This is a genomic window from Sphingomonas aestuarii (genome assembly GCF_054457155.1).
In genome coordinates, this window is the sequence record NZ_JBTKVV010000004.1 from 300,031 (window position 1) to 322,356 (window position 22,326).

General features: G+C 65.8%; 24 protein-coding genes. 9 read left to right on the forward strand and 15 right to left on the reverse strand.

Annotation, left to right across the window (positions count from 1 at the left end):
• The first annotated feature begins 59 nt into the window (after positions 1–59).
• The 4 genes from ACX0GZ_RS09760 to ACX0GZ_RS09775 all read left to right on the forward strand — a co-directional run bounded on the left by ACX0GZ_RS09760 (position 60) and on the right by ACX0GZ_RS09775 (position 3,433).
• On the forward strand, positions 60–680 hold the full coding sequence (locus ACX0GZ_RS09760; protein WP_458815853.1) for an FKBP-type peptidyl-prolyl cis-trans isomerase: 621 nt from the start codon (positions 60–62) through the stop codon (positions 678–680).
• Positions 681–891: 211 nt separating this feature from the next.
• A complete protein-coding gene (locus ACX0GZ_RS09765; RefSeq protein ID WP_458815855.1) occupies positions 892–2,298 on the forward strand; it encodes a cytochrome ubiquinol oxidase subunit I in 1,407 nt (468 codons plus the stop codon).
• Entirely contained in the window at positions 2,298–3,308 is a 1,011-nt protein-coding gene (gene cydB, locus ACX0GZ_RS09770; RefSeq protein WP_458815857.1) for a cytochrome d ubiquinol oxidase subunit II, read from the forward strand. Before ACX0GZ_RS09765 ends, cydB begins: the two co-directional genes overlap by 1 nt.
• Entirely contained in the window at positions 3,308–3,433 is a 126-nt protein-coding gene (locus tag ACX0GZ_RS09775) for a DUF2474 domain-containing protein (protein ID WP_458815859.1), read from the forward strand. The genes cydB and ACX0GZ_RS09775 overlap by 1 nt, the downstream gene beginning before the upstream one ends.
• Before the next feature lie 255 nt (positions 3,434–3,688).
• On the opposite strand, the gene ACX0GZ_RS09780 is transcribed toward ACX0GZ_RS09775, so the two are convergent.
• Together ACX0GZ_RS09780 and ACX0GZ_RS09785 are read right to left on the reverse strand one after the other, a co-directional pair.
• Positions 3,689–3,934: a hypothetical protein gene (locus ACX0GZ_RS09780; RefSeq protein ID WP_458815861.1), complete on the reverse strand. Its 246-nt coding sequence runs from the start codon at positions 3,932–3,934 to the stop codon at positions 3,689–3,691.
• A gap of 263 nt (positions 3,935–4,197) precedes the next feature.
• Positions 4,198–4,959, reverse strand: a complete 762-nt coding sequence (locus tag ACX0GZ_RS09785; protein WP_458815863.1) for a metallophosphoesterase family protein — start codon at positions 4,957–4,959, stop codon at positions 4,198–4,200.
• Between the two features lie 109 nt (positions 4,960–5,068).
• Here ACX0GZ_RS09785 and ACX0GZ_RS09790 point away from each other — a divergent pair, with 109 nt between their 5' ends.
• Together ACX0GZ_RS09790 and galU are read left to right on the forward strand one after the other, a co-directional pair.
• Positions 5,069–6,085 carry a peptidase M48 family protein gene (locus ACX0GZ_RS09790; RefSeq protein ID WP_458815865.1) on the forward strand — a complete coding sequence of 339 codons (1,017 nt, stop codon included), beginning with the start codon at positions 5,069–5,071 and terminating at the stop codon, positions 6,083–6,085.
• A gap of 69 nt (positions 6,086–6,154) precedes the next feature.
• The gene (gene galU, locus ACX0GZ_RS09795; RefSeq protein WP_458815867.1) at positions 6,155–7,024 is read left to right on the forward strand and encodes a UTP--glucose-1-phosphate uridylyltransferase GalU; all 870 of its coding nucleotides are present in this window, start codon (positions 6,155–6,157) and stop codon (positions 7,022–7,024) included.
• A gap of 41 nt (positions 7,025–7,065) precedes the next feature.
• On the opposite strand, the gene ACX0GZ_RS09800 is transcribed toward galU, so the two are convergent.
• The 10 genes from ACX0GZ_RS09800 to ACX0GZ_RS09845 form a co-directional block, all read right to left on the reverse strand.
• Positions 7,066–8,079 (reverse strand): NAD-dependent epimerase/dehydratase family protein, encoded by a 1,014-nt coding sequence (locus tag ACX0GZ_RS09800; protein WP_458815869.1) that lies wholly within the window; start codon positions 8,077–8,079, stop codon positions 7,066–7,068.
• A gap of 106 nt (positions 8,080–8,185) precedes the next feature.
• Positions 8,186–8,545, reverse strand: a complete 360-nt coding sequence (locus ACX0GZ_RS09805) for a peroxiredoxin (protein ID WP_458815871.1) — start codon at positions 8,543–8,545, stop codon at positions 8,186–8,188.
• Complete coding sequence (locus ACX0GZ_RS09810; protein WP_458815873.1) at positions 8,533–9,285, reverse strand: HesA/MoeB/ThiF family protein; 753 nt, start codon at positions 9,283–9,285, stop codon at positions 8,533–8,535. The genes ACX0GZ_RS09805 and ACX0GZ_RS09810 overlap by 13 nt, the downstream gene beginning before the upstream one ends.
• Positions 9,282–9,698, reverse strand: coding sequence for a hypothetical protein (locus tag ACX0GZ_RS09815; protein ID WP_458815875.1), 417 nt, complete (start codon positions 9,696–9,698; stop codon positions 9,282–9,284). Before ACX0GZ_RS09815 ends, ACX0GZ_RS09810 begins: the two co-directional genes overlap by 4 nt.
• 2 nt (positions 9,699–9,700) lie before the next feature.
• Entirely contained in the window at positions 9,701–10,150 is a 450-nt protein-coding gene (gene dut / locus ACX0GZ_RS09820) for a dUTP diphosphatase (RefSeq protein WP_458815877.1), read from the reverse strand.
• A complete protein-coding gene (locus ACX0GZ_RS09825; protein ID WP_458815879.1) occupies positions 10,147–10,977 on the reverse strand; it encodes an alpha/beta hydrolase family protein in 831 nt (276 codons plus the stop codon). Before ACX0GZ_RS09825 ends, dut begins: the two co-directional genes overlap by 4 nt.
• The gene (locus ACX0GZ_RS09830) at positions 10,967–12,217 is read right to left on the reverse strand and encodes a bifunctional phosphopantothenoylcysteine decarboxylase/phosphopantothenate synthase (RefSeq protein WP_458816193.1); all 1,251 of its coding nucleotides are present in this window, start codon (positions 12,215–12,217) and stop codon (positions 10,967–10,969) included. The genes ACX0GZ_RS09825 and ACX0GZ_RS09830 overlap by 11 nt, the downstream gene beginning before the upstream one ends.
• On the reverse strand, positions 12,214–13,308 hold the full coding sequence (locus ACX0GZ_RS09835) for a hypothetical protein (RefSeq protein WP_458815881.1): 1,095 nt from the start codon (positions 13,306–13,308) through the stop codon (positions 12,214–12,216). Before ACX0GZ_RS09835 ends, ACX0GZ_RS09830 begins: the two co-directional genes overlap by 4 nt.
• Position 13,309: 1 nt before the next feature.
• Entirely contained in the window at positions 13,310–14,842 is a 1,533-nt protein-coding gene (gene ubiB, locus ACX0GZ_RS09840; protein ID WP_458815883.1) for a 2-polyprenylphenol 6-hydroxylase, read from the reverse strand.
• Between the two features lie 13 nt (positions 14,843–14,855).
• Complete coding sequence (locus ACX0GZ_RS09845; RefSeq protein WP_458815885.1) at positions 14,856–15,587, reverse strand: class I SAM-dependent methyltransferase; 732 nt, start codon at positions 15,585–15,587, stop codon at positions 14,856–14,858.
• 80 nt (positions 15,588–15,667) lie between these two features.
• Between ACX0GZ_RS09845 and mutM the strand changes: the two genes are divergently transcribed.
• The 3 genes from mutM to dnaA all read left to right on the forward strand — a co-directional run bounded on the left by mutM (position 15,668) and on the right by dnaA (position 18,804).
• Positions 15,668–16,480 (forward strand): bifunctional DNA-formamidopyrimidine glycosylase/DNA-(apurinic or apyrimidinic site) lyase, encoded by an 813-nt coding sequence (gene mutM, locus ACX0GZ_RS09850; RefSeq protein WP_458815887.1) that lies wholly within the window; start codon positions 15,668–15,670, stop codon positions 16,478–16,480.
• Positions 16,481–16,684: 204 nt separating this feature from the next.
• Positions 16,685–16,948, forward strand: coding sequence for a 30S ribosomal protein S20 (gene rpsT, locus ACX0GZ_RS09855; RefSeq protein WP_458815889.1), 264 nt, complete (start codon positions 16,685–16,687; stop codon positions 16,946–16,948).
• Positions 16,949–17,388: 440 nt separating this feature from the next.
• On the forward strand, positions 17,389–18,804 hold the full coding sequence (gene dnaA, locus ACX0GZ_RS09860; RefSeq protein WP_458815891.1) for a chromosomal replication initiator protein DnaA: 1,416 nt from the start codon (positions 17,389–17,391) through the stop codon (positions 18,802–18,804).
• Positions 18,805–18,943: 139 nt separating this feature from the next.
• Here the strand turns inward: dnaA and trpS are convergent, their stop codons facing one another.
• From trpS to secB, 3 genes are all read right to left on the reverse strand, one after another.
• On the reverse strand, positions 18,944–19,948 hold the full coding sequence (trpS, locus tag ACX0GZ_RS09865; protein WP_458815893.1) for a tryptophan--tRNA ligase: 1,005 nt from the start codon (positions 19,946–19,948) through the stop codon (positions 18,944–18,946).
• Positions 19,948–21,531, reverse strand: coding sequence for a murein biosynthesis integral membrane protein MurJ (gene murJ / locus ACX0GZ_RS09870; RefSeq protein ID WP_458815895.1), 1,584 nt, complete (start codon positions 21,529–21,531; stop codon positions 19,948–19,950). Before murJ ends, trpS begins: the two co-directional genes overlap by 1 nt.
• Before the next feature lie 186 nt (positions 21,532–21,717).
• On the reverse strand, positions 21,718–22,245 hold the full coding sequence (gene secB / locus ACX0GZ_RS09875) for a protein-export chaperone SecB (protein WP_458815897.1): 528 nt from the start codon (positions 22,243–22,245) through the stop codon (positions 21,718–21,720).
• Positions 22,246–22,326 lie beyond the last annotated feature (81 nt).

Consider the following 22,326-nt stretch of genomic DNA (forward strand, 5'->3'; position numbering starts at 1 on the left):
GCCCGCCCGCTGGCCCATATTGCCTCCGTCATCACCGAATCGGTCCCGAAGGGGTAGCCATGTCCGTCACCGCCGTTCCGATTCCGCCGACCAAACGTTCGGTGCTCGCCTGGATCTGGGTGGGGGTGGCCGCGGCGTTGCTGGCAGCGCTGGCGTTTGCCTATTTCGGGACGCGCGGCGCTGTCGCGACGTCGGGGACCGAGGAACAGTTCCTCGCCTATAATGCGCGCCAGTCGGGCGTGACGACGACCGCATCGGGCGTGCAGGTGCTGCAACTCGAAGCGCCCGAGAGCGACGAGAAGCCGACCACCGAAGACGTGGTGCTGATCAATTATACCGGCAGCCTGCGCGACGGCACGGTGTTCGATGCCTCGCAACAGCCGACGCCGATGCCGGTATCGGGCGTGGTGCCGGGCTTCTCCGAAGGGCTTCAGGCGATGTCCAAGGGAGGCAAATACCGCATCTGGATTCCCGCTGAACAGGGCTATGGCGACGCTTCGCCCGACCCGACGCGCATCCCCAATGGATCGACGCTGATTTTCGACGTCGAACTGGTCGATTTCATCCCCGCCGCCGTGCTCCAGCAACAGATGCAAATGCAGCAGATGCAACAAATGATGCAAGGCGGGACACCGGGCGGACCGGATGCTCCTCCTCAGGGAGCGCCGCAGGGCGAGTAAGCCGAGAGAAAATTGAACTCCGAAAGCCGCCGCTCGGACTGCCGTGCGGCGGCTTTGTTTTGAAATAGCCGTTTCCCCTTGAGCCGCCCCCCTTTTCGGCCCATATGCGCGGCGTGCAGCCGGCAGCGGGGCGCGATCGATAGCGCGGAATAGAAAGGCCGGACTTGCGCGGGGATGTCCTTCGGGGCGCGACCGTTAGCGGAGTCCAACCATGTTCGACGGATTCGATCCGATCCTGCTCGCGCGAATCCAGTTCGCGTTCACCGTCAGTTTCCATTTCATCTTTCCGGCCTTTTCGATCGGCCTCGCCAGCTATCTGGCGGTGCTGGAGGCGCTGTGGCTGAAAACCGGCAAGCCGCTTTACCTCGACCTGTTCAAATATTGGGTGAAGATCTTTGCCGTGACGTTCGCGATGGGCGTCGTGTCGGGCATCGTCATGTCCTATCAATTCGGAACCAACTGGGCGGTGTTTTCGGACAAGGCGGGGCCGGTGATCGGCCCGTTGATGGCGTATGAGGTGCTCACCGCCTTTTTCCTCGAAGCCGGGTTCCTGGGCGTGATGCTGTTCGGGATGAACAAGGTGGGCAAGGGGCTTCACTTCGCCTCGACGCTGGCGGTTGCGGTCGGCACCTTCATCTCGGCCTTCTGGATCCTGTCGGTGAACAGCTGGATGCAAACGCCGCAGGGGTTCGAGATCAACGAAGTCGGCCAGTTCGTCCCCGGCGACAGCTGGTGGCCGATCGTCTTCAATCCCAGCTTTCCCTATCGCCTCGCCCACACGCTGATCGCGACGTACCTCACGACCGCGTTCATCGTCGGTGCGGTAGGGGCGTGGCATTTGCTGAAGGACAAGACCGACCCCCATGCACGCAAGATGTTTTCGATGGCGATGTGGATGGCGGCGATCGTCGCGCCGGTTCAAATCGTCGCGGGCGACCTGCATGGCCTCAATACGCTGGAGCATCAGCCCGCCAAGGTGATGGCGATGGAGGGGCATTATGACAGCCACCCCGACGGCGCGCCGCTGATCCTGTTCGGCATCCCCAATTCGGCCGAAAAGCGCGTCGATTATGCGGTGGAGATTCCCAAGGCGTCGTCGCTGATCCTGAAACACGACCTCAATGCACCGCTGGCCGGGCTGGATACGATCCCGGTCGAGGATCAGCCGCCGGTCGGCATCGTCTTCTGGTCGTTCCGGGTGATGGTCGGGATCGGGTTTTTGATGCTGGGGTTGGGACTGTGGAGCCTCTATGCGCGGTTCCGCGGCACATTCTACGACTGGCCGCTGTTCCACCGCGCCGCGCTAATCATGGGGCCGTCGGGCCTGATCGCGGTGCTGGCCGGGTGGATCACTACCGAGGTCGGCCGCCAGCCCTTCACCGTATACGGCCTGCTCCGCACCGCCGACAGCGCGTCGCCGCTGGCCGCGCCTGCGGTGGGCGCGTCACTGATCGCGTTCGTGGTCGTCTATTTCGCGGTGTTCGGCTTCGGCACCTGGTACATCCTGAAACTGATGGGCAAGGGCGCACATTCGGGCGAGCACGACATTGCCGAAAACGCGCCGATCCGCACCGCCGGGATTACCCCCGGCCCCGCGCAGAATGTGGAGGGCCAGTGATGACCGGCGTCGATTTCGACCTCGCCACCGTCTGGGCGTTCATCATCGCCTTTGCCGTGTTCGCCTATATCGTCATGGACGGGTTCGATCTCGGGATCGGGGTGCTGTTTCCCGTGTTCGAAGTGGGACCGGAGCGCGACAAGGCGATGAATTCGATCGCGCCGGTGTGGGACGGGAACGAAACCTGGCTGGTGCTGGGCGGCGGCGGGCTCTTCGCGGCGTTTCCGCTGGCCTATGGCGTGGTGATGACGGCGCTCTATCCGCCGATCATCGCGATGCTGCTGGGGCTGGTGTTTCGCGGCGTCGCGTTCGAGGCGCGCTGGCGCGATCCTGGCCATCGGCGCTGGTGGGACGTGGCGTTTACCGGCGGGTCGATCGTCGCGGCCTTTTCGCAAGGCGTGATCCTGGGCGCGCTGCTCCAGGGCGTGACGATTGAGGGTCGCGCGTATGCGGGCGGATGGCTCGACTGGCTCAGCCCGTTCAGCGTATTGACGGGGGTCAGCGTCGTGTGCGGCTATGCGCTGCTGGGCGCGACCTGGCTGATCTGGAAAACCGATGGCGGCACGCAGGCCCATGCGTTCCGGCTGGCGGGACGGTTCGGCATCGCGACGCTGGTCGCGATCGGCGCGGTCAGTCTCGCGACGCTGGGGCTGGATTATCAGTATCGCGAGAAATGGCTGAGCTATCCGGCGATTTTGCTGACCGCGCAGGTGCCGCTGCTCACCGCGATTATCGCCTTCGCCTTTTATCGCTCGATCAAGAAGCGGCGTGACGCGCGGCCCTTCTTCCTCGCGCTGGCGCTGTTTCTGATGAGTTTCATCGGGCTGGGGATCAGCATGTTTCCCTATATCGTGCCCGACAGCCTGACGATCTGGGATGCCGCCGCACCGGCGTCGAGCCAGTGGTTCATGCTGGTGGGTGCAGGCATCATGATCCCGATCATCCTGGCCTACACCGCCTTTTCCTATTGGGTGTTCCGCGGGAAAGTCGCCGAGGACGGCTATCACTGATGGGCGAGGGCGAGGATGTCGGCCCGTGGTGGAACCGGATCGCGTGGCTGGTCGCCATCTGGGCGATGAGTCTGGCGGTGCTGGGCACGGTTGCGATGATTATCCGGTTCTGGTTGAAGGGGTGACGGCTGGCCGATGCGGCCGGTTGAGGCGTCAAGGCATCGGCAAGTCAGCCCACCATCATTGCGAGCGCAGCGAAGCAACCCAGTCATCAGGCGCGAACAGGCTGGATTGCTTCGCTGTGCTCGCGATGACGACGTCTGGATCAGGCAACCGGGCGGCCCCGCCGCACCTGGCAGTCAGTCGGCCGTCGCGCGCACAAAAAAAGTGGCGACCCGAGGGCCGCCACTTTCTCTAACTCAAAACTGAGCCAGACCGATTTACGGGCTGGTCGGTTCGTCGTCGCCGTCAGCGATGATGATGATGCCGGCGATCACTGCTGCTGCAGCGAGGACACCAACGATCGCACCACCGGCGAGTTCGTTCGATTCTTCAGCCGAGGTGGCTGCACGAACAGTCGAGCTGTTCGCGACCGACAGCTTCGAAGCCGTCGATGCCGATGCAGCAACCGGCATCGCGACGAGCGATGCTGCTGCGGCAGCGGAAAGCAACTTGGACAAGCGCATTTTACACTCCCTTATTAATCTCGTGTCGTCGCACCCGCGGGCGCTATTACACAAGTTGTGCCGGCCCGCAACCCATTCCGGGTTCCGAAATCCAGCTTCCGTCCGATTCAATGCTGCACTGCGACAAAAAAACGTCACCATGCGACCGAAACGGCGCGGGCCACCAAAGAAAGTTTCGTTGGCGCACCCGCTGGACTAGACCAAACCCCTGTTGGACACAACGGGTTCCGGGTGGGTTCCCTTGGTTTTTCTCGTTGGCTGACCTAAGTTTGCAACACCCACTGATCGCTGGCTTCCAGCCCGACCGCGGTCAGCGGGCCGCCGGTATAGGCGCCGGTATCGACACCGAGCCGGTTTCCGCCCAGCGGGACGCGGTCGCTGATCGTGTGACCGTGAACCACGACCTTGTCGGAATCGCGCAGGTCCGCGCCGAGAAACTCTTCGCGAATCCAGCGGAGATCGGATGGGCGCTGATCGGCCAAGGCGACATCGGGGCGTATGCCGGCATGAACGAAGACGTAATCGCCCAGCTCGATCAAGTCCTCAAATCCCTGGATGAAGCGGAGGTGCGCTTCGGGGACCTTTGCCTGCGCCAACGCCATCAGCTCGTCGAAATCGGCATTTCGATAGGTCTCGCCCGAAATGCCGTAGCTCGCCAGCGTCTCGACGCCGCCGATCCGCACGAAAAAGCGGAGCGCCTTCACGTCGCCCGACAGCGCTTTCAGAAACACTTCCTCGTGATTGCCCATCAGGAACCGGCAATCGCCGCGGTGCTGCGCCAGATCGAGCAGGCGCGCGACGACACCCGCCGAATCGGGGCCGCGATCGACCAGATCGCCCAGAAAGATCAGAATGGCGGGATCGCCTCCACGCGCGCGATCGTCGGCGTCGATCCGTTCGAGCAGGCGCGCCAGCTGTGCGTCGCAGCCGTGAATGTCCCCGATCGCATAAACGCGCAGGCCATCGGGCAAGTGCGGCGGGGTGGCGCGGCGAGGCGTGCCGCGGTTGAAGAAACGCTTTAACATGGTGTTGAGTGCCCTATCGCGAGCGGCCTATAAGGTTAAGGCCTTGCCGAAACAACCATCCACACCCCGCCGCCGTTCCGGCCCAATCGCCCTGATCCTCGTCACGGTCATGACGATCGCGAGCGCGCCGCTGGCAGCGACGCGAAGCGCCGTCGTCGAAGCCGATGCGACGCTGGAGCGGGTGCGCGCGCTCGACATGCGTCTGGCGAGCATCGGCTATCGGATCGCGACCACCAACGCGCATCTGTGCGCCGATCTCGAGCCGGCGACGGGCGTGCAATTACACAGCGTCGATCAATATCCCGGCGTCGATCGCGCACGGTTGCAAGCGAGCTTCGGTTTCGCAACGCGCGTGGCGGTGGGCGGCGTGGTCGCGAACAGCCCCGCCGCCGTGGCGGGTATCGTCCAGAACGATTCGCTCGCCCGTATCGGCGATCAGGCCATACCGGCCTTTCTCGACGCGGAGGACCGTCCGCGCGATCCGACCGCGCTGATCAACCGGCTCTATGACGATCTGGCGGTTAGCGATGCGCGGGCGCCGATGACCTTCGACATCGTTCGGGGGGACGAGCGACGGGCGATTTCGGTCACGCCCGTCCCGGCCTGTCGATCGCGCTTCGAAGTCGATTTCGCGCGCGGGCTCGATGCAGAGGCCGATGGCAGGCTGGTCAAGCTCCATGCGGGGTTCTTCGATCGCTATCCCGACGAACTGGTCGCCGTGGTCGTTGCGCATGAATTGTCGCACAACATCCTGCGCCACCGCGCCCGGCTGAACGAGCAGGGCGTCAGCCGCGGCATTCTTGCCGGGTTCGGCCGCAACGTCCGCTATTTCCGCCAGACCGAGATCGAGGCGGATATCCTGGCGGTGCATCTGCTGGCCAATGCCGGTTACGACCCGCTGCTTGCTGGGCGATTCTGGCGCGATTACGGGCCGAGTGCGTCGGCGGGTTTCCTGGCCAGCCGCACCCATCCCGGCTGGCGAGACCGGGCCGCGCGCAGCGACGCGGAGGCCGCACGGATCGCGACGGGGCAAGGGGCGGTCATCGCGCAAGCCTTTGTGCAGCGCCGCAACCAGCGGCTCGATGGCGATTGGCAGCGCCTGCTGAAACCGGACGGGCGATCCTGAGCGCATTGCACCCAGACATTGCCGTGGGTTGGCCTCGACCCTAGATGCGGGATCAACAGGGAGATAATCATGTCGTTCAAGCCGCTTCGCAAGGCCGTGTTTCCCGTGGGCGGACTCGGCACGCGGTTCCTGCCCGCGACCAAGGCGATGCCCAAGGAAATGCTGCCGGTCGTCGATCGCCCGCTGATCCAATATGCGGTCGAGGAAGCGATGGAGGCAGGGATCGAGCAGATGATCTTCGTCACCGGGCGCGGCAAATCGGCGATCGAGGACCATTTCGACATCGCTTATGAACTCGAATCGACCATGTCCGAACGCGGCAAGTCGCTGGAAGTGCTCGATGCCACCCGGCTGAACCCGGGTGCCATCGCCTATGTCCGCCAGCAGGAGCCGATGGGGCTGGGCCATGCCGTCTGGTGCGCGCGTCACATCGTCGGGGACGAGCCGTTCGCGGTGCTGCTTGCCGACGATTTCATGTTGGGCCAACCCGGATGCCTGAAACAGATGGTCGAGGCGTATAACAAGGTCGGCGGCAACCTGATCTGTGCGCAGGAAGTCGCCGACGACCAGACCGACAAATATGGCGTCATCACGCCGGGTAGCCGCGACGGCGCGCTGACCGAGGTGTGCGGCCTGGTCGAAAAGCCAAAGGCGGGGACAGCGCCGTCGAACCTCGCGGTGATCGGGCGTTATGTGCTGCAACCCGAAGTGATGCGGGTGCTGGAAACGCAGGAAGCGGGCGCGGGCGGCGAAATCCAGCTGACCGACGCGATGGCGCGAATGATCGGCGACCAGCCGTTTCACGGGGTGACGTTCGACGGCGTGCGTTACGATTGCGGCGACAAGGTCGGGTTTCTTCAGGCGAATATCGCGGTGGCCGTCGAACGCGCGGACATCGGGGCGGCGGTACGCGATTTTGCGCGGGCGATCAGCGGCTAAACCCCCGTGCTCCCGCCTGCGCGCGAGCCGGGTAATATGTCTCAGGCCGCGTTGTAGCCGCGATACCAATCGACGAACGCCGCGATCCCTTCGTCGAGCGGAGTGGGTGTGCGCTTTCCGGTGAGCGTTTCGAGCAGGCCGATATCGGCATCGGTTTTGTGCATGTCGCCGGGTTGCATCGGCAACAGGTTGCGCACCGCGGGCCGCCCGATCGCGCGTTCCAGCGCATCGATGAAATCGCCCAGTTTCACCGGGTTGCCGCCACCGATATTGACGGTGCGGAACGGTGCGACCGGCGACAGGCTGTCGCCCGGCACCGCTTGCGTGCCCGGCACCGCGTCGATCAGGTCGAGGATGGATGCCGCCAGGTCGTCGACGAAGGTGAAATCCCGCACCATGTCGCCGTGATTATACACGTCGATCGGCTCGCCGCTCAGGATCGCGCGCGCGAATTTGATGGGCGCCATGTCGGGCCGCCCCCAAGGGCCATAAACGGTGAAGAAGCGGAAAAAGGTGCTGGGAATGCCGAACAGATGGGCATAGCTGTGCCCGATCAATTCGGTTGCGCCCTTGGTCGCGGCATAGAGGCTGACCGGGGTTTGCGTCCGCTGCGTCTCGGCAAAGGGCATGTCGGTGTTCGCGCCGTAAACCGAACTGGTCGAGGCAGCGAGCAGATGGTCGAGCGGGTTGTGGCGCGCCAGTTCGAGCAGGTTGAACGTGCCGGTGATGTTCGCGTCGATATAGCTTTGCGGATGGTCGATCGAATAGCGCACCCCGGCCTGCGCCGCGAGATGGATGACGACCTGGGGCCGAAAGTCGCGCCACGCCGCGCCGAAACGCTGCGCATCGGCGATCGATAGCCGGGCCAGCGCGAAGCCCGGATGGTTTTCGAGCTGCGCGTTGCGCGCTTCCTTCAGCCGCGGGTCGTAATAGGGGGTGAAATCGTCGATCCCCAGCACCTTTGCGCCGCGTTCGAGGAGCGCGCGGGCGACGTGAAAGCCGATAAACCCGGCCGATCCGGTGACGAGAATGCGGCGATTGGCCAGATCGGTCATCGATTGTCCTTAAGAAAATCGGGGTGCGTCGCCCGGTTGCGCGGGCGCTATAGCGTGGGAAATCCGCAAATAAGGTAAAGTGCGACGGACGCTGTCGGCGTCGCGGTCATGCGACGAGCAACCGATCGTCGTCGAGCGTCGCGAGGATCCCGACCACGCCGCCGGTCTCGACGCCCGGATAAAGGTCTCCGGGGCCCAGCGCCGCCGCCGACAGGCCTGTCTGGCACACCATCAGCGTCACGCCGATGTCACGCGCCGCGACGATCAGGTCGGGGACGGCGGACAGGCCGCGTCCGGCCAAGTCCGCATGATCGGGATCGGGCCGGTCGATCAGCAGCGACACCGCCTCTTCCTGACAGAAGACCCGCACGCGTCCCCCCAACGCCCCTTGCGCGCAGGCGAGCGACAGTGCGGCGCGGAAGCGGACGCGGTCGGGGGTGGGGATCAGGAGGGTCAGCCCGCGCATGGACAGGCCGGATCCTTGGGCAGGGCAATGGTGCGGAACCGCCAGTCGAGCGTGTCGGCGATCAGCAATCTGCCCGTGGGATCGCTGCCGAAGGGGACGAGCGCGCGGATGACTTCGAGCGCGGCGAGGCTGCCGATCGCGCCGGTCAGCGCGCCCATCACGCCCGCCTCGGCGCAGCTCGCTTCGGCGCGGTCGGGGTCGCCGCCGACGAGGCAGCGATAGCAGGGCTTGTCCGCTTCCCACCCGCGGAACACCGCCAATTGTCCCTCGAATTGCCCGACCGCGGCGGAGACGAGCGGAATGCGCAGGGCCTGTGCGGCGTCAGACACCGCCAGGCGGGTCGCGAAATTGTCGCAGCCGTCGAGGATCACGTCCGCGCCCGCCAGCAGCTTCGGGGCGTTGGCCGCATCGACCCTGGCCTCGACCGGCATGACCGCGACATGGCGGTTCAGCCGGTGCAGCGCGCGCGCGGCGGCATCGACCTTGGGCGCGCCGATATCGGCGTCGCCGAACAAGGTCTGGCGCTGAAGGTTCGACAGATCGATCTTGTCGTCGTCGATCACGGTCAGTCGGCCGAGGCCCGCTGCTGCCAGATACTGGAGCGCGGGCGATCCGATTCCGCCCGCGCCGATGACGGCGACATGCGCCGATTTCAGCCGCACCTGACCGCTGCCGCCGATTTCCCTGAGCACGATATGGCGCGCATAGCGCTCCAGCTCGGCGTCGGTCAGATCGCTCATGCCGGCCAGTCGAAGGTCACGCTGGCACGGAACCAGCCGCTGCCGTCGCCCGCGCGCGCGAGCAGGTTGTTGCGCGCGAAGCTCGACACCATGCCCGCGGCATATTGTTCGACCGTGGGGCAGTCGATCGCGCGCGGGATGGACGCGCGCACCGTGCTTTCCGACGAGATCAGCACGGCGACATCGACGCGCAGGTTGTGGCGACCGTTCACCGCGCGCGGCATCGGGCATTTCCCGCGCACCAGTTCGCCCGCGACCCAGCGGCTCATTGCCGGGGAAATGGGCGGTGGCGTGCGATAGGGCAGCATCGGCATCGCGTCCCAGGCGATCGGAAAGCTCAGGCGCGGCGGCGCGACCGGGGCGATCTGGGCGGGTGCGGCCTGAGCACCGAACAGCGCGAGGGCGATCAGCATACTCATTGCCCGGTCGATCCGAAACCGCCCGCACCCCGCACCGTGTCGTCGAGATCGTCGACCAGATCGAGGGTTGCGTGCTGGACCGGCGCGGGGACGAGCTGGGCGATGCGATCGCCGCGCTTCACCTCGAACGGCTCGCTGCCGAGATTGGCGAGGATCACCTTCACCTCGCCGCGATAGTCCGAATCGATGGTGCCGGGCGTATTGAGGCAGGTGATGCCGTGCTTGAGCGCGAGGCCCGAACGCGGGCGTACCTGAACCTCGTATCCGGCGGGAATCGCCATCGAAAAACCGGTCGCGACCGCATGGCGCACGCCGGGGGTCAGCGTCACATCCTCGGCGGCGACCACGTCCATACCTGCGGCCCCGTCGGTGGCATAGGCGGGCAGCGACAGGCCCTGGCCGTGCGGCAGGCGTTTGAGCGCGATGCGGATGGGAGCGACGCTCATCGGCGGTCGGCCCGCTGTTCGATCGGCAGGCTGGAGGCGATTCGGGTCGTCGCTTCAAGCACCTGGGGGTCGAGCAGTATGTCGTCTGCCTTGCCCGGCAGCACGCGATAGTCGGTGGCGATGCCGCGCAGCGCCAGGGCCTCGGCATATTCGCGCGAAAATCTGGGCAAGGTGCGCTTGTTGTCGCCGCCCACCAGAATCGCCGCCTTGAGTGCGGGGCGCACCCCGCCTGCGGTTTGCAGCGGATCGAGGCTGCGAACCGGCACTTTCCACGGTGCGGTGCGGTCCTGGCTCGCCATATGCTTGCGCCATTCCGGAAGCGTGCAGGGGCACGATACCAGCACCATCGCGTCGAGCAGATCGGGGCGCAGTCCGGCGAGATTGGCGGCGATCGCGGCCCCGCCATTGTCGCCGACCAGCACGGTGCGCGCGCCCGGATAGCGGGCGCGGGCGGCGTCGATCGCGGTCGCGATCTCGCCGATATGTTCGGGGGTATAGGTGTCGCCGGTGCTGGTGCCGCGATCGCCGGGCGACTGGCGCCCGCTGGCGTCGGCATAGCCGGGACGCAGTATCGCGACGGCGGCCGAATTGGGAATCGCGGCGACAGCCGAGCGGGCGAACGCATCCTGCGCGCCCAGCCGTGCCGAATCCTGATCGGCGTGGAGCACCACGACCAGGGTGCGGACATCGCGCGGCCGGTGGTCGCCATAGAAATTGCTGACCAGCGGACTGACCGGCAGCGGCGCGCGCGGGGCCTCTACCGCGCGGTTCGAGCAACCGGCTGCGATCAGCAGCACGGGTGCGAGCAACAGCGCGTTACAGCGCATCGGCAATCCTTTCGGCGAGGCGGCTCGCCACCAGTTCCTTTGGCATCCGGTCCCAATGATCGACCCCGTTTGCGGTGACAATATGGACGGTGTTGGCATCGCCGCCCATCACGTCGCCCGATACGTCGTTGGCGACGATCCAGTCGGCGCCCTTTTTCAGCCGCTTGGCCGTCGCGTGATCGACGACGCGCTCGGTTTCGGCGGCGAAACCGACGATCAGGCGGGGACGATCGGCGCGCGCGGCGAGATTCGCGAGGATGTCGGGATTCTCGATCAGCGCCAGACCCGGTGCGCCGTCGCCCGATTTCTTGATTTTGTGCGACGCCGGATCGACGCGCCAGTCGGCGACGGCGGCGACCATGACGGCGGCGTCGGCGGGGAGCGCGGCATCGACGGAGTCGGCCATCTGCTGCGCGGTTTCGATGTCGATGCGATCGACCCCCGCGGGAGTGGGGACGGCGACCGGACCGGTTACGAGCGTTACTCGCGCGCCGAGTTTCGCGAGCGCGCCCGCGATGGCGAAGCCCTGACGGCCCGAGGAGCGGTTGGCGATGTAGCGTACCGGGTCGATCGGTTCGTGGGTGGGGCCGGCGGTGACGATGATGTGTTTGCCCGTCAGCTTTCCGTTCGTTTCGAGCGAAGTCGAGAAACGCTCGGTTACGTCAGGATCGCGTTTCTCGACTTCGCTCGAAACGAACGGGGTGTTCGGGTTCAGAGAATCTTTGATGGCCGCGTAAATCGCCTCGGGCTCGGGCAGGCGGCCCGGCCCGTATTCTCCGCACGCCATCGGGCCTTCGTCCGGCTCCAGCACGGTCACGCCGTCGCCGCGCAACCGCGCGACGTTGCGCTGGGTCGCGGCATGGCCCCACATCCGCACGTTCATCGCAGGCGCGGCCAGCACCGGCTTGTCGGTCGCGAGGAGCAGCGTGGTCGCCAGATCGTCGGCGATGCCCGCCGCCATCTTCGCCATCAGATCGGCGGTCGCGGGGGCGACGACGACCAGATCGGCTTCACGACTCAGCTGGATATGGCCCATCTCGGCCTCATCCTTCAGGTCCCAGAGACTCGTGTGGACGGGATTCTCGCTGAGCGCGGCCAAGGTCATGGGCGTGACGAACTGCGCGCCGCCATCGGTCAGCACGCAGCGCACGCCATAGCCGCCCTTGCGGAGCAGGCGGATCAGCTCGCAGGCCTTGTAGGCCGCGATCCCTCCGCCGACGATGAGTAGCACGCGCTTCATCGCGAAATCCTCTGCACCCGCACGCGCCGCCTGTCGAGTAAAGCCGCCGCCAGATCGCGACATCCATCAGGCGCGAAGGCGAGGCCGACCAGCAGCACCGGCGACACCAGCAACGCCCAGTGCGCGGCGTTCGGCGGCGCGAACAGCGCGATCGTCAGCGCATAGGTCGCGATCGTCGCCAGCACGCGCATGCCCGCAGGATTCGCCCAGGACGCCCAGCCGACCAGCGCAAGGCCGATCAGCACCACCGCCAGCGGCAGCGGCAGCAGTTGCAGCACGGTCGAAAGCGCGAGGCTCTGGGTGAACCGGGCGTAGCCGCCGCCATGCGCCTCGACCCCGATCGGGCTGGCGGTCGCGACCAGATCGCTGACCGCTGCACCATGCGCGACGAACAGGGTGATGAGGAGCGCGGCGACCGATGCCCAGCCCATTGCCTCGCGCCGTTGCCGCTCGACCAGCGCGAACCCGGCCATCAGCACGACGTAGAGCAAGGCGGACTCGTCGAACGCGCAGGCGATGAGGGCGACGGCCGTGGCCTCAATCCAGCGGCCCGGCCGCCACAGTCCGAGCGACAATGCGACGAACAGCCCGGCCCACAGGGTGTTCAGGCTGCCCAGTAGCGGATCGACTGCGACCACCAGCCCGCCTGCGAGCAGGAAGCCGACCGCCATAATCCCGGCGATCCGCGCAAAGACATGACGCAGCCGCAGGAACCAGGCGACGAACACCGCCAGCACCAGCAGCGCTTGAAGTGCGAACGCCATGAACGGCGACAGCGCGCCGGTCAGGATGGCGAGCGCGGGCAGCGGCACGTCGCCCCAGCCCTGAATCGCGGCGGGATCGACGCGGAATACGCTTTCGGCGACCGAATAATAATCGCCGCCTGCGCGCACCCCTTCGATCAGGCCGCGTCGCAGCGCCGCTTCGCCGAACAGCGCGTCGGGGGCGAGCAAGGCGCCGCGCCACAAGGCGACAAGCCCGCCGAGGATCAGCAGGGATCCGACCGAGATCGCGGCGATCGCGCGCGGTTTGGGCGCGCCCGAAAAGCGGCTGGGCAGGGCGGTCCAGACGGGCGGCCGCAGGCGCGTCATGTCAGATCAGCAGCAACGTCGCCGCGACGCCCGCGCCTGCGGCAAGCAAGGCCACCGCGATATAGCGCCGGCCGCCGCCGACGCGGATCACCTCGATCTCGCGAAGCGGCGGGGCGGGGGGCGCGCCGCCCGGCGTCGGATAGCGCAATTCGATGTTGCGAATCAGTTGGGGCAAGCGGGCGAGGGTGCGGAAATCCTCGATCAGCCGGTCGGCGACAAAGGCTTCGGGGCCGAGTTCGGTGCGGATCCATTCGCTGACGAAGGGCGAGGCGGTTTCCCACAGGTTCACATCGGGATCGAGCGCGGTTGCGACCCCTTCGACCATCACCATCGTCTTTTGAAGGAGCAGCAGGTGCGGCTGGGTTTGCATGTCGAAATCGCGGGTGATGTTGAACAGGCTGTCCAGCATCATGCCGATCGACATGTCCTTGACCGCCAGCCCGCGCATCGGCTCACCCACCGCGCGCAACGCCGTCGCGAACTCCGCGACATTGTGGTGCGGGGGGACATAGCCCGCCTCGAAATGAATCTCGGCGACGCGTTTATAGTTGCCGGTGATCAGGCCGTAGAGAATTTCGGCCAGCCACACTCGCGCGCGCCGGTCGATGCGGCCCATGATGCCGAAATCGATCGCGACGATGCGCCCGTCGGCCAGCGCGAACAGGTTTCCCTGATGCATGTCGGCGTGGAAGAAGCCTTCGGCGATCGCCTGACGCAGGAACGCGCGCACCAGTTTCTGGGCGAGCGCGGGCAGGTCGTGGCCCGCGGCGATCAGCGCCTGACGGTCGCTCAATTTGATCCCGTCGATCCATTCGAGCGTCAGGATCTTGCCGGTGGTGCGTGCCCAGTCGATCTGGGGGACGAGGAAATCGGGCTCGGCCTTCATCCCCTCGGCAAGCTCTGACGCCGATGCACCCTCGCGCCGCAGGTCGAGTTCGCGCGCGGTCCAGCGCTTGAACGTCTCGATGACGAGGCGCGGGCGCAATCGCTGCGCTTCGCCGCCCATCCCCTCAACCTGCGCGGCCGCCCATTCATAGGTTTCGATGGCGCGGGTGAATTCGGCCTCGACGCCGGGGCGCAGCACCTTGACCGCGACTTTGCGCCCGTCGGTGGTAATCGCGGCATGGACCTGTGCGATCGAGGCCGCGCCGATCGGCACTTCGTCGATCGAGGCGAACAGGTCGCTCAGCGGGCGTTGGAAGCTGCGCTCCATCGCCTCGCGAATGACCGAGAAGGGCAGGGGCGGCAGTGCGTCCTGGAGCCGCAACAGGTCGTGCGCTGCGATCTCGCCGACGATGTCGGGACGGGTGGCGAGCGTCTGGCCGAGCTTGATCGCGGCGGGGCCGATCGCCTGGAAGGCGTCGGCATAAGCGGGTTGTTTCGGCACCCGTGCGCCTAAGCGCAGAACCCGCGCGAAACGTCGCACTGGCGCGGGCGTGTTCGGATCGCGTTCAATCCCACGCAGCGCGCCATGACGTGCGAGAGTCCGGCCCCACTTTGCGAGCCGCCAGAGATGAGTGACGGAGGTGGTCATCGAGCGGGAACGGTCAAATCTTCCAGCCGCTGTGGATCGCGACCAGTCCGCCGAGCATCGGCTCGACTCGCGTCTGCACGAACCCGGCATCGGCGATCATCGCCTCGAAGGTCGGCATGTCGGGAAAGCGGCGGATCGATTCGATCAAATAGCGATAACTGTCCTCGTCATTCGCGATCAGCTTGCCCAGCTTGGGCACGACATGATGCGAATAGGCGTCGTACACGTCGGAAAAGCCCGGCCACACGGTGGTCGAGAATTCCAGGCAATAGAAGCGCCCGCCGCGCCGCAATACCCGGTGCGCCTCGCGCAGCGCCGCCGGAATGTCGGTGACGTTGCGGATGCCGAAGGCGATCGTATAGGCGTCGAAGAAGCGGTCGGGGAATTGCAGCCGTTCGGCATTCGCTTCGGTCCAGACCAGCCCGTCGATGCCGCGTTCCGCCGCGCGTTCCATGCCGCAGGCGAGCATGTCGGGATTGATGTCGGCGACGGTGATCTGCGCGCCGCTGTCCACCATCCGAAACGCGATGTCGCCGGTGCCGCCGGCCATGTCGAGGATCGCCTCGCCCTTCTTCGGCTTTACGTGCCGGACGAACCGGTCCTTCCACAGCCGGTGCATTCCTGCCGACATGGCGTCGTTCATCCGGTCGTAGCTGGTGGCGACGTTGGAAAAGACGGCGCCGACGCGCGCCGTCTTTTCGCCGGTGGGGATGTCTTTATAGCCAAAGGAAACGGTGTCGGTCATATCGGAGCGCTCTAGCGGGCGCGCCCGTCCTACGCAAAGGATTGCGTATCGCTGGCGCGCGTCCGATCTTGGACAGCGATATGCCCGAACTTCCCGAAGTCGAAACCACGGTCCGTGGCCTGCGCCCGGTCCTCGAAGATCAGCGGATCGATCGCGTGATCCTGAACCGCGCCGATTTGCGCCGCGCCATGCCGATCGATCTGGGCCAGCGGTTGACGGGCGCGACCGTCACCGGGCTGGGGCGACGGGCCAAATACGGGCTGATCGATACCGACCGCGGCGACACGATGATCTTTCACCTGGGCATGTCGGGCCGCTGGCGAGTCGATCCGTCCGAGCCGCTGGCGCACGATCACCTGTTGCTGGAGACGGGCGCGGGGCGCAGCTTGGCGCTCAACGATCCGCGGCGCTTCGGCTCGGTCGATCTGTGGCCGACCGAGGCGATTGCCATGTGGCCGCCCTTCGCCGCGCTGGGGCCGGAGCCGCTGGGACCGGAGTTCACCGCCGATCATCTGGCGCGCGCGTTCAAGGGCCGGGTCGCGTCGATCAAGGCGATGCTGCTCGACCAGCGGGTCGTGGCGGGGCTGGGCAACATCTATGTGTGCGAGGCGCTCAACATGGCGGGGATCGCGCCGCAACGTGCCGCCGGGCGTGTGGCTTTGAGGCGGCTGGGACCGCTGGTCGATGCGATTCGCGCGGTGCTCGCGTCCGCGATCGAAGCGGGCGGATCGAGTTTGCGCGACTATGCGCGGCCCGACGGCGAACTCGGTTATTTCTCGAAGCAATGGCGGGTCTATGGGCGCGAGGGCGAGGCGTGCCCGTGCGGCGGGGTGGTCGAGCGGCGAGTCGATGGCGGGCGATCGACCTTCTGGTGCCGGCGTTGCCAGCGATAGCGGTCCTCATTCGCGCTCGGCTGAGCCTGTCGAAGCCCTTAAGTCAGACGCCCACCCAGAACAGGCTTCGACAAGCTCAGCCTGAGCGCGGGAGGGTGGGCAAGTGAGTTGACCCGAATCGCATCCTTCGCTAAGCGCACCCCCTTTCCGGGCGTCGGCATGGCCGCTACGCCCCCATCAGCAACGAACGGGATTCGAAGACACATGGCGAACACGCCGCAAGCCAAGAAGCGCATCCGTCGCAACGATCGCCGCGCGGAAATCAACGGTGCGCGCGTCAGCCGCATCCGCACCCAGGTGAAGAAGGTCGAAGCGGCACTCGCATCGGGCGACAAGGACGCAGCGGCACAGGCGCTGATCGCGGTTCAGCCCGAACTGGCGCGCGGCGTTGCCAAGGGCGTGCTGCACAAGAACACCGCGTCGCGGAAGTTCTCGCGCCTTAACAAGGCGGTCACCGCACTCGCCTGACGCCACGCATTCGACCAAGGTCGAAGCTCGAACGCCCGCCCGGCACGTCCCGGCGGGCGTTTTTGCGTGTTCGCAAATCCGATGCCGAATCACGGCGCTAAACAGGTGTAAGGATTCCCGACGAGTCGGTACGGTTGGCTGGCTTTGAGCCCGTGTAAGTACTTGAAAGGCAAAGATAAACGCAATTATTTGACGCGTTTCTGCGGGTGGATGGGTGTCAATCCCGATTATTTCAGATTCTTTGCACCCCCCGCCCTTGATCGAATCTCCCAGACCTTCCTACACAGTCCCTCCGGACGCGATTTCGAGTCCGGGACTTCGAGATCATCGCATCGACAGGCGGATACCGCTTCCGGCTGCGGGGATGATTGTGTCTGGCGTAAGGCCGGGGGCGGGGGCTCGCTCGGCAGTCACGGGTTTGGGAATGGGGGCGTGAACGAGTGACGGTATCGGCGGGCCAGGTGAAATCGGATCGGATCGGCAATGCCTGGGGACGCGTGCGCGCCAATCTGCGCGCCTCCGCCGGCCAACGCCTGTTCGACCAGTGGCTGAAGCCGATGACGCTGATCGAGGATGCGGAAGAAGGCCCGGAGCGCATCCGCCTCGCGCTGCCGTCGGCGTTCATGACCAACTGGGTCAAGAATCACTATTCCGATCGGCTGCTGCTCGAATTCCGCGCGTTTCTGCCCGAGGTTCGTTCGGTCACGGTCGAAACGCAAAAGGCTAGCGCGCCGCGCAAGTTGTCCGCCGATGCGGTGCCCGATGCCGCCACTGTCGCGCCCACCGCGCCTCGTCTCGCCTCGGTCGTGCCGCTGCCGTCCAAGCCCAGGGGCGAGCGCCCGGTTTTCGACGAACGCTTCAGCTTCGACCGCTTCGTCACCGCCGCGTCGAATCAGGTGGCGTGCAATGCGGCCAAGGCATTGGCCGAGCCGGGCACCCCGCGCTTTTCACCGCTGTTCATCCATTCGGCGACGGGGCAGGGCAAGACCCATTTGATGCACGCGATCGGGCGAGCGTTTCTTGAGGCCGATCCGAACGCCTCGGCGATCTACATGCCCGCCGAACGCTTCATGTTCGAATTCGTGGCTGCCATGCGCGCGCGCGACACCTTTGCGTTCAAGGCGCGGCTGCGCGGCGTCGACCTGCTGATGATCGACGATCTGCAATTCATCGCAGGCAAGGATTCGACGCAGGAAGAATTCTTCCACACCGTTAACGAGTTCATGAATGCGGGCAAGCGGCTGGTCATCGCCGCCGATCGCTGCCCCCAGGCGCTGGACGGGGTCGAGCCGCGGCTGGTGGGTCGGCTGAGCGCGGGCCTCGTCGCCGACATCCGTGCGCCCGAACCCGAACTGCGCCGCGCGATCCTGAACGCCAAACTCGCCGAGATGGAGGCGAAGGTGCCCGCCGACGTGCTCGACATGCTGGCGAGCCGGATCACGTCGAGCGTTCGCGAGTTGGAAGGCGCGCTCAACCGGCTCGTCGCCTATGCCCAGCTGATCGGCGAGACGGTGACGGTCGAATTCGCCGAGCAGACGCTGGGCGAGTTGCTGCGCGGCAGCCAGCGCCGCGTGACGATCGACGAAATCCAGCGTGCGGTATCGGCGCATTTCGACGTCAAGCAGATCGACCTGATCTCCGAACGCCGCGCGGTTGCCATCGCGCGCCCGCGCCAGATCGCCATGTATCTGGCCAAGCGGCTGACGACGCGCTCGCTGCCGGAGATCGGCCGCAAGTTCGGCAATCGAGACCATTCGACGGTGATCCACGCGGTTCGCCGGATCGAGGATCTGCGGACCAAGGACGGCGATATCGACGCGGCGGTGCGGACGCTGACGCGGCAGTTGGAAGTCTGAGATCCTCCCCCATCGGGGGAGGTGGCAGTCGCGCACGCGACTGACGGAGGGGGCGCCAAGCAGGGCATTGCTCGCGGCAAACCCCCTTCCACCATCCTGCGAATGGTCCACCTCCCCCGGTGGGGGAGGAATTTGGTGTCTAAACCTGCAACCCCACTGCGTCCTGTGCGGCGCGCAAGGTCGGTGCCGCCAGCGCGCTGGCCTTCGACGCGCCCGCCGCCAGCAGCTTCGAGAGTTCGCCGCCGTCTTCCAGCAACGTGTTCATCCGGTCGCGGATCGGGCCGAGCTTCGCCACCGCCAGGTCCGCGAGCGCAGGCTTGAACGCCCCGAATCCCTGTCCCGAAAATTCGCCCAGCACCGTATCCATGCTGACGTCCGACAGCGCGGCGTAGATTGTCACCAGATTGCGCGCTTCGGGTCGTTCGGCGAGGTCGCCGATAGTGTCGGGCAGCGTGCCGGGATCGGTCTTGGCTTTGCGGAATTTCTGCGCGATGGCGTCGTCGCTGTCGGACAGGTTGATCCGCGACATGTCCGATTCCTCGGACTTCGACATCTTCTTGGTGCCATCACGAAGGCTCATGATCCGCGGCGCGGCCTTGCTGACCAAGGGCTCGGGGGGCAGGAAGACATCGCAATCGAAATCATTGTTGAACTTGATCGCGACGTCGCGTGCCAGTTCCAGATGCTGTTTCTGGTCCTCGCCGACGGGCACATGCGTCGTCCGGTAGGCGAGCACATCGGCGGCCATCAGCACCGGATAGGCATACAAGCCAACGCTCGCGCCCTCGCGATTCTTGCCCGCCTTGTCCTTGAACTGGGTCATCTTGTTCAGCCAGCCGATGCGCGCGGTGCCGTTGAGGATCCACGCCAGCTCGCTGTGCGCAGGCACGCGCGCCTGGTTGAACAGGATCGAGCGGTCGGGGTCGATGCCCGATGCGATCAGCGCGGCGGCCATCTCGACCGTGTTGCGCGCGAGTTCGGCGGGCACCACCGGCTGGGTCAGCGCGTGGAGATCGGCGAGGAAGAACAGCGCGTCATCGCCTGCGCCGAGTGCGTCCTGCATCGCCACCCATTGCTTGATCGCGCCCAGATAATTGCCGAGGTGCAGGTTTCCGGTGGGCTGAATGCCCGAGACGACACGCATCAATTGCTCTCCGTGGGGGTGGCGGGTTTGCGGCGCATCAGCGCCTTGAGATCGGCAGGCGTGAATGCCCGCGTCGCGAGACAGGCGATGCCATAGAGCGCGCCGCCGCTGCCGACCAGCAGCGACAGGCCTAGTGCGCGCATCCACAAGGTGCCGGTGGTATAGTCGATTAGGAGCCGGTCGGCGAAGAACAATGCCGCGCCCATCAGCAGCGCGGCGATGGCGAGCCGGGGGAGGCGGCGCTTCAACCGCGCATCCGCCTCGAAATGGCCGCGCTTTCTGAGCGTCCAATAAAGCAGGGCGACGTTGACGATCGCGGCGATCGCCGTCGCCAGCGGCGGGCCGATATGGCCGATGGTCGGGATCAGCGCGATGTTGAGTATCAGATTGACGGCGACCGAAATCATCGCGAAGCGCACCGGCGTCCGGGTGTCCTCCCGCGCGTAAAAGCCGGGGGTCAGCACCTTGATGAGGATATAGGCGGGCAGCCCGATCGCGAACATGCTGAGCGCCATGCCGGTCGCCTGGGTGTCGGCCGGGGTGAAGGCGCCGTGCTGGAAAATGCCGCGAATGATCGGCTCGGCGCAGACCAGGAAGGCGATGGTCGCGGGCAGCGTCAGGAACAGCGCGAGTTCGATGCCGCGATTCTGCGTGTCCATCGCGCCCTTTTCGTCCCCCCCGCCCAATTGACGCGAGATGGTGGGAAGCAGGATGGTGGCAAGGCCGATGCCGATCAGCCCCAGCGGCAACTGGTTCAACCGGTCGGCGTAATAGATGTATGAGATCGAGCCCGCGGGCAGCAGGCTCCCGGCCATCGCGGTGGAAACGAGCAGGTTGATCTGCGTCGCGCCTGCGCCTGCCGCGGCGGGCACGATCAGTTTCATCAGCCGCTTCACATCGGCGTCGATCTTCGGCAGTTTGAGGCGCAGCTTCACGCCGGCCGCTCGGCACCCGATCATCAGCCACAGCAACTGGAGCACACCGCCGACGGTCACCGCCACCGCCTGCGCCATCGCCGTGTCATAGGCATTGCCGCCGCGAAAGAACCACAAGGCCGCGATCATCGACAGGTTGAGCAGGATGGGCGCGGCGGCGTTCACCCAATAGCGTCCGAGCGAATTGAGGATGCCGCCCAACAGCGACACGAGGCTGATCAGCAGCAGATAGGGAATGGTGATCCGCGACAGCGTGACCGCATAGGCGAACTGGCTGGGAGTCGGGTCGTTGAACCCGCCCGACAGGAGCCACGTCACCGGCCATGCGGCGACCAGCATGATGCCGGTGAAGACGATCAGCACCGGCAGCAGCACCGCCAGTGCGCGTTCGGCGAACACCAGCCCGGCATTCACCTCGCCACCCGCTTCGCCGACCTTGCGGTTGAACATCGGGATGAACGCCGCGTTGAACGCTCCTTCCGCGAACAGCGCGCGGAACATGTTGGGCAGGCGGAACGCGACGAGGAAGGCGTCCGAGGCGAAACTCGCGCCGACGAAGGTCGCCTGAAGCGAATCGCGGCCCAGCGCGAGGATACGGCTGGCGAGCGTCAGTCCGCCGACCGATCCCAGCGCGCGGGCGAGTTTCATGCCCGCACCATTGTCACGTCATTCCCGAGAAGGCGGGAATCCATCTCGTGCCCTCCGTGCTCGATGCAGCGGGCGGGAGATGGGCCCCCGCCTTTGCGGAGGCGACGTGGATGCAGATGGCAACGTCGAAGCATCGACAGGCTCGGCCTGAGCGCGAAAGGGCTGTCGAGCATTTCGTATCGCGGCTCAGGCGTTGCCGACGGTGCCGTCGATCTCGCCCGAGACGTTGCCGCCGGCTTGCGCGGCCTGCATCTGCTGCTGGTAATAGAGGCCCGAGAAATCGATCGGCTCCAGCATCAGCGGCGGGAAACCGCCGTCGCGAACGGCATCGGCCAGAATGCGGCGCGCGAACGGGAAGAGCAGACGCGGTGCTTCGCCAAGCAGGAAGGGCTGGAGATGTTCGGCCGGAATGTTGCGCAGCCCGAACAGCCCGGCATAGGACAGATCGACCAGGAACGCGGTCTTGCCGTCCATTTCGGCCTTTACCTCGATCCGCAGCACGACTTCGTGCACGTCGTCGCCGACCTGGTTTGCCGCGATGTTGAACTGGACATCGACCGCTGGCGCGCTCTGCGTCTGGTAAACGCCGGGCGAATTGGGATTTTCGAACGAATAATCCTTCACATATTGCGTGATGACATTGGCCATCGGCGCGGTGTCTTCGCCATTGCCGGTCGCGGTCGCGGCGTCCATCGCGCCATCCTGTTCAGCCATGTGTTCGTTACCCCGTGAAAAGTCGTGGCGCGCGCCCGCAAAGCCGGGTCGAGCCGTTGAGCGCCGCGCCTAGCAGGGGCG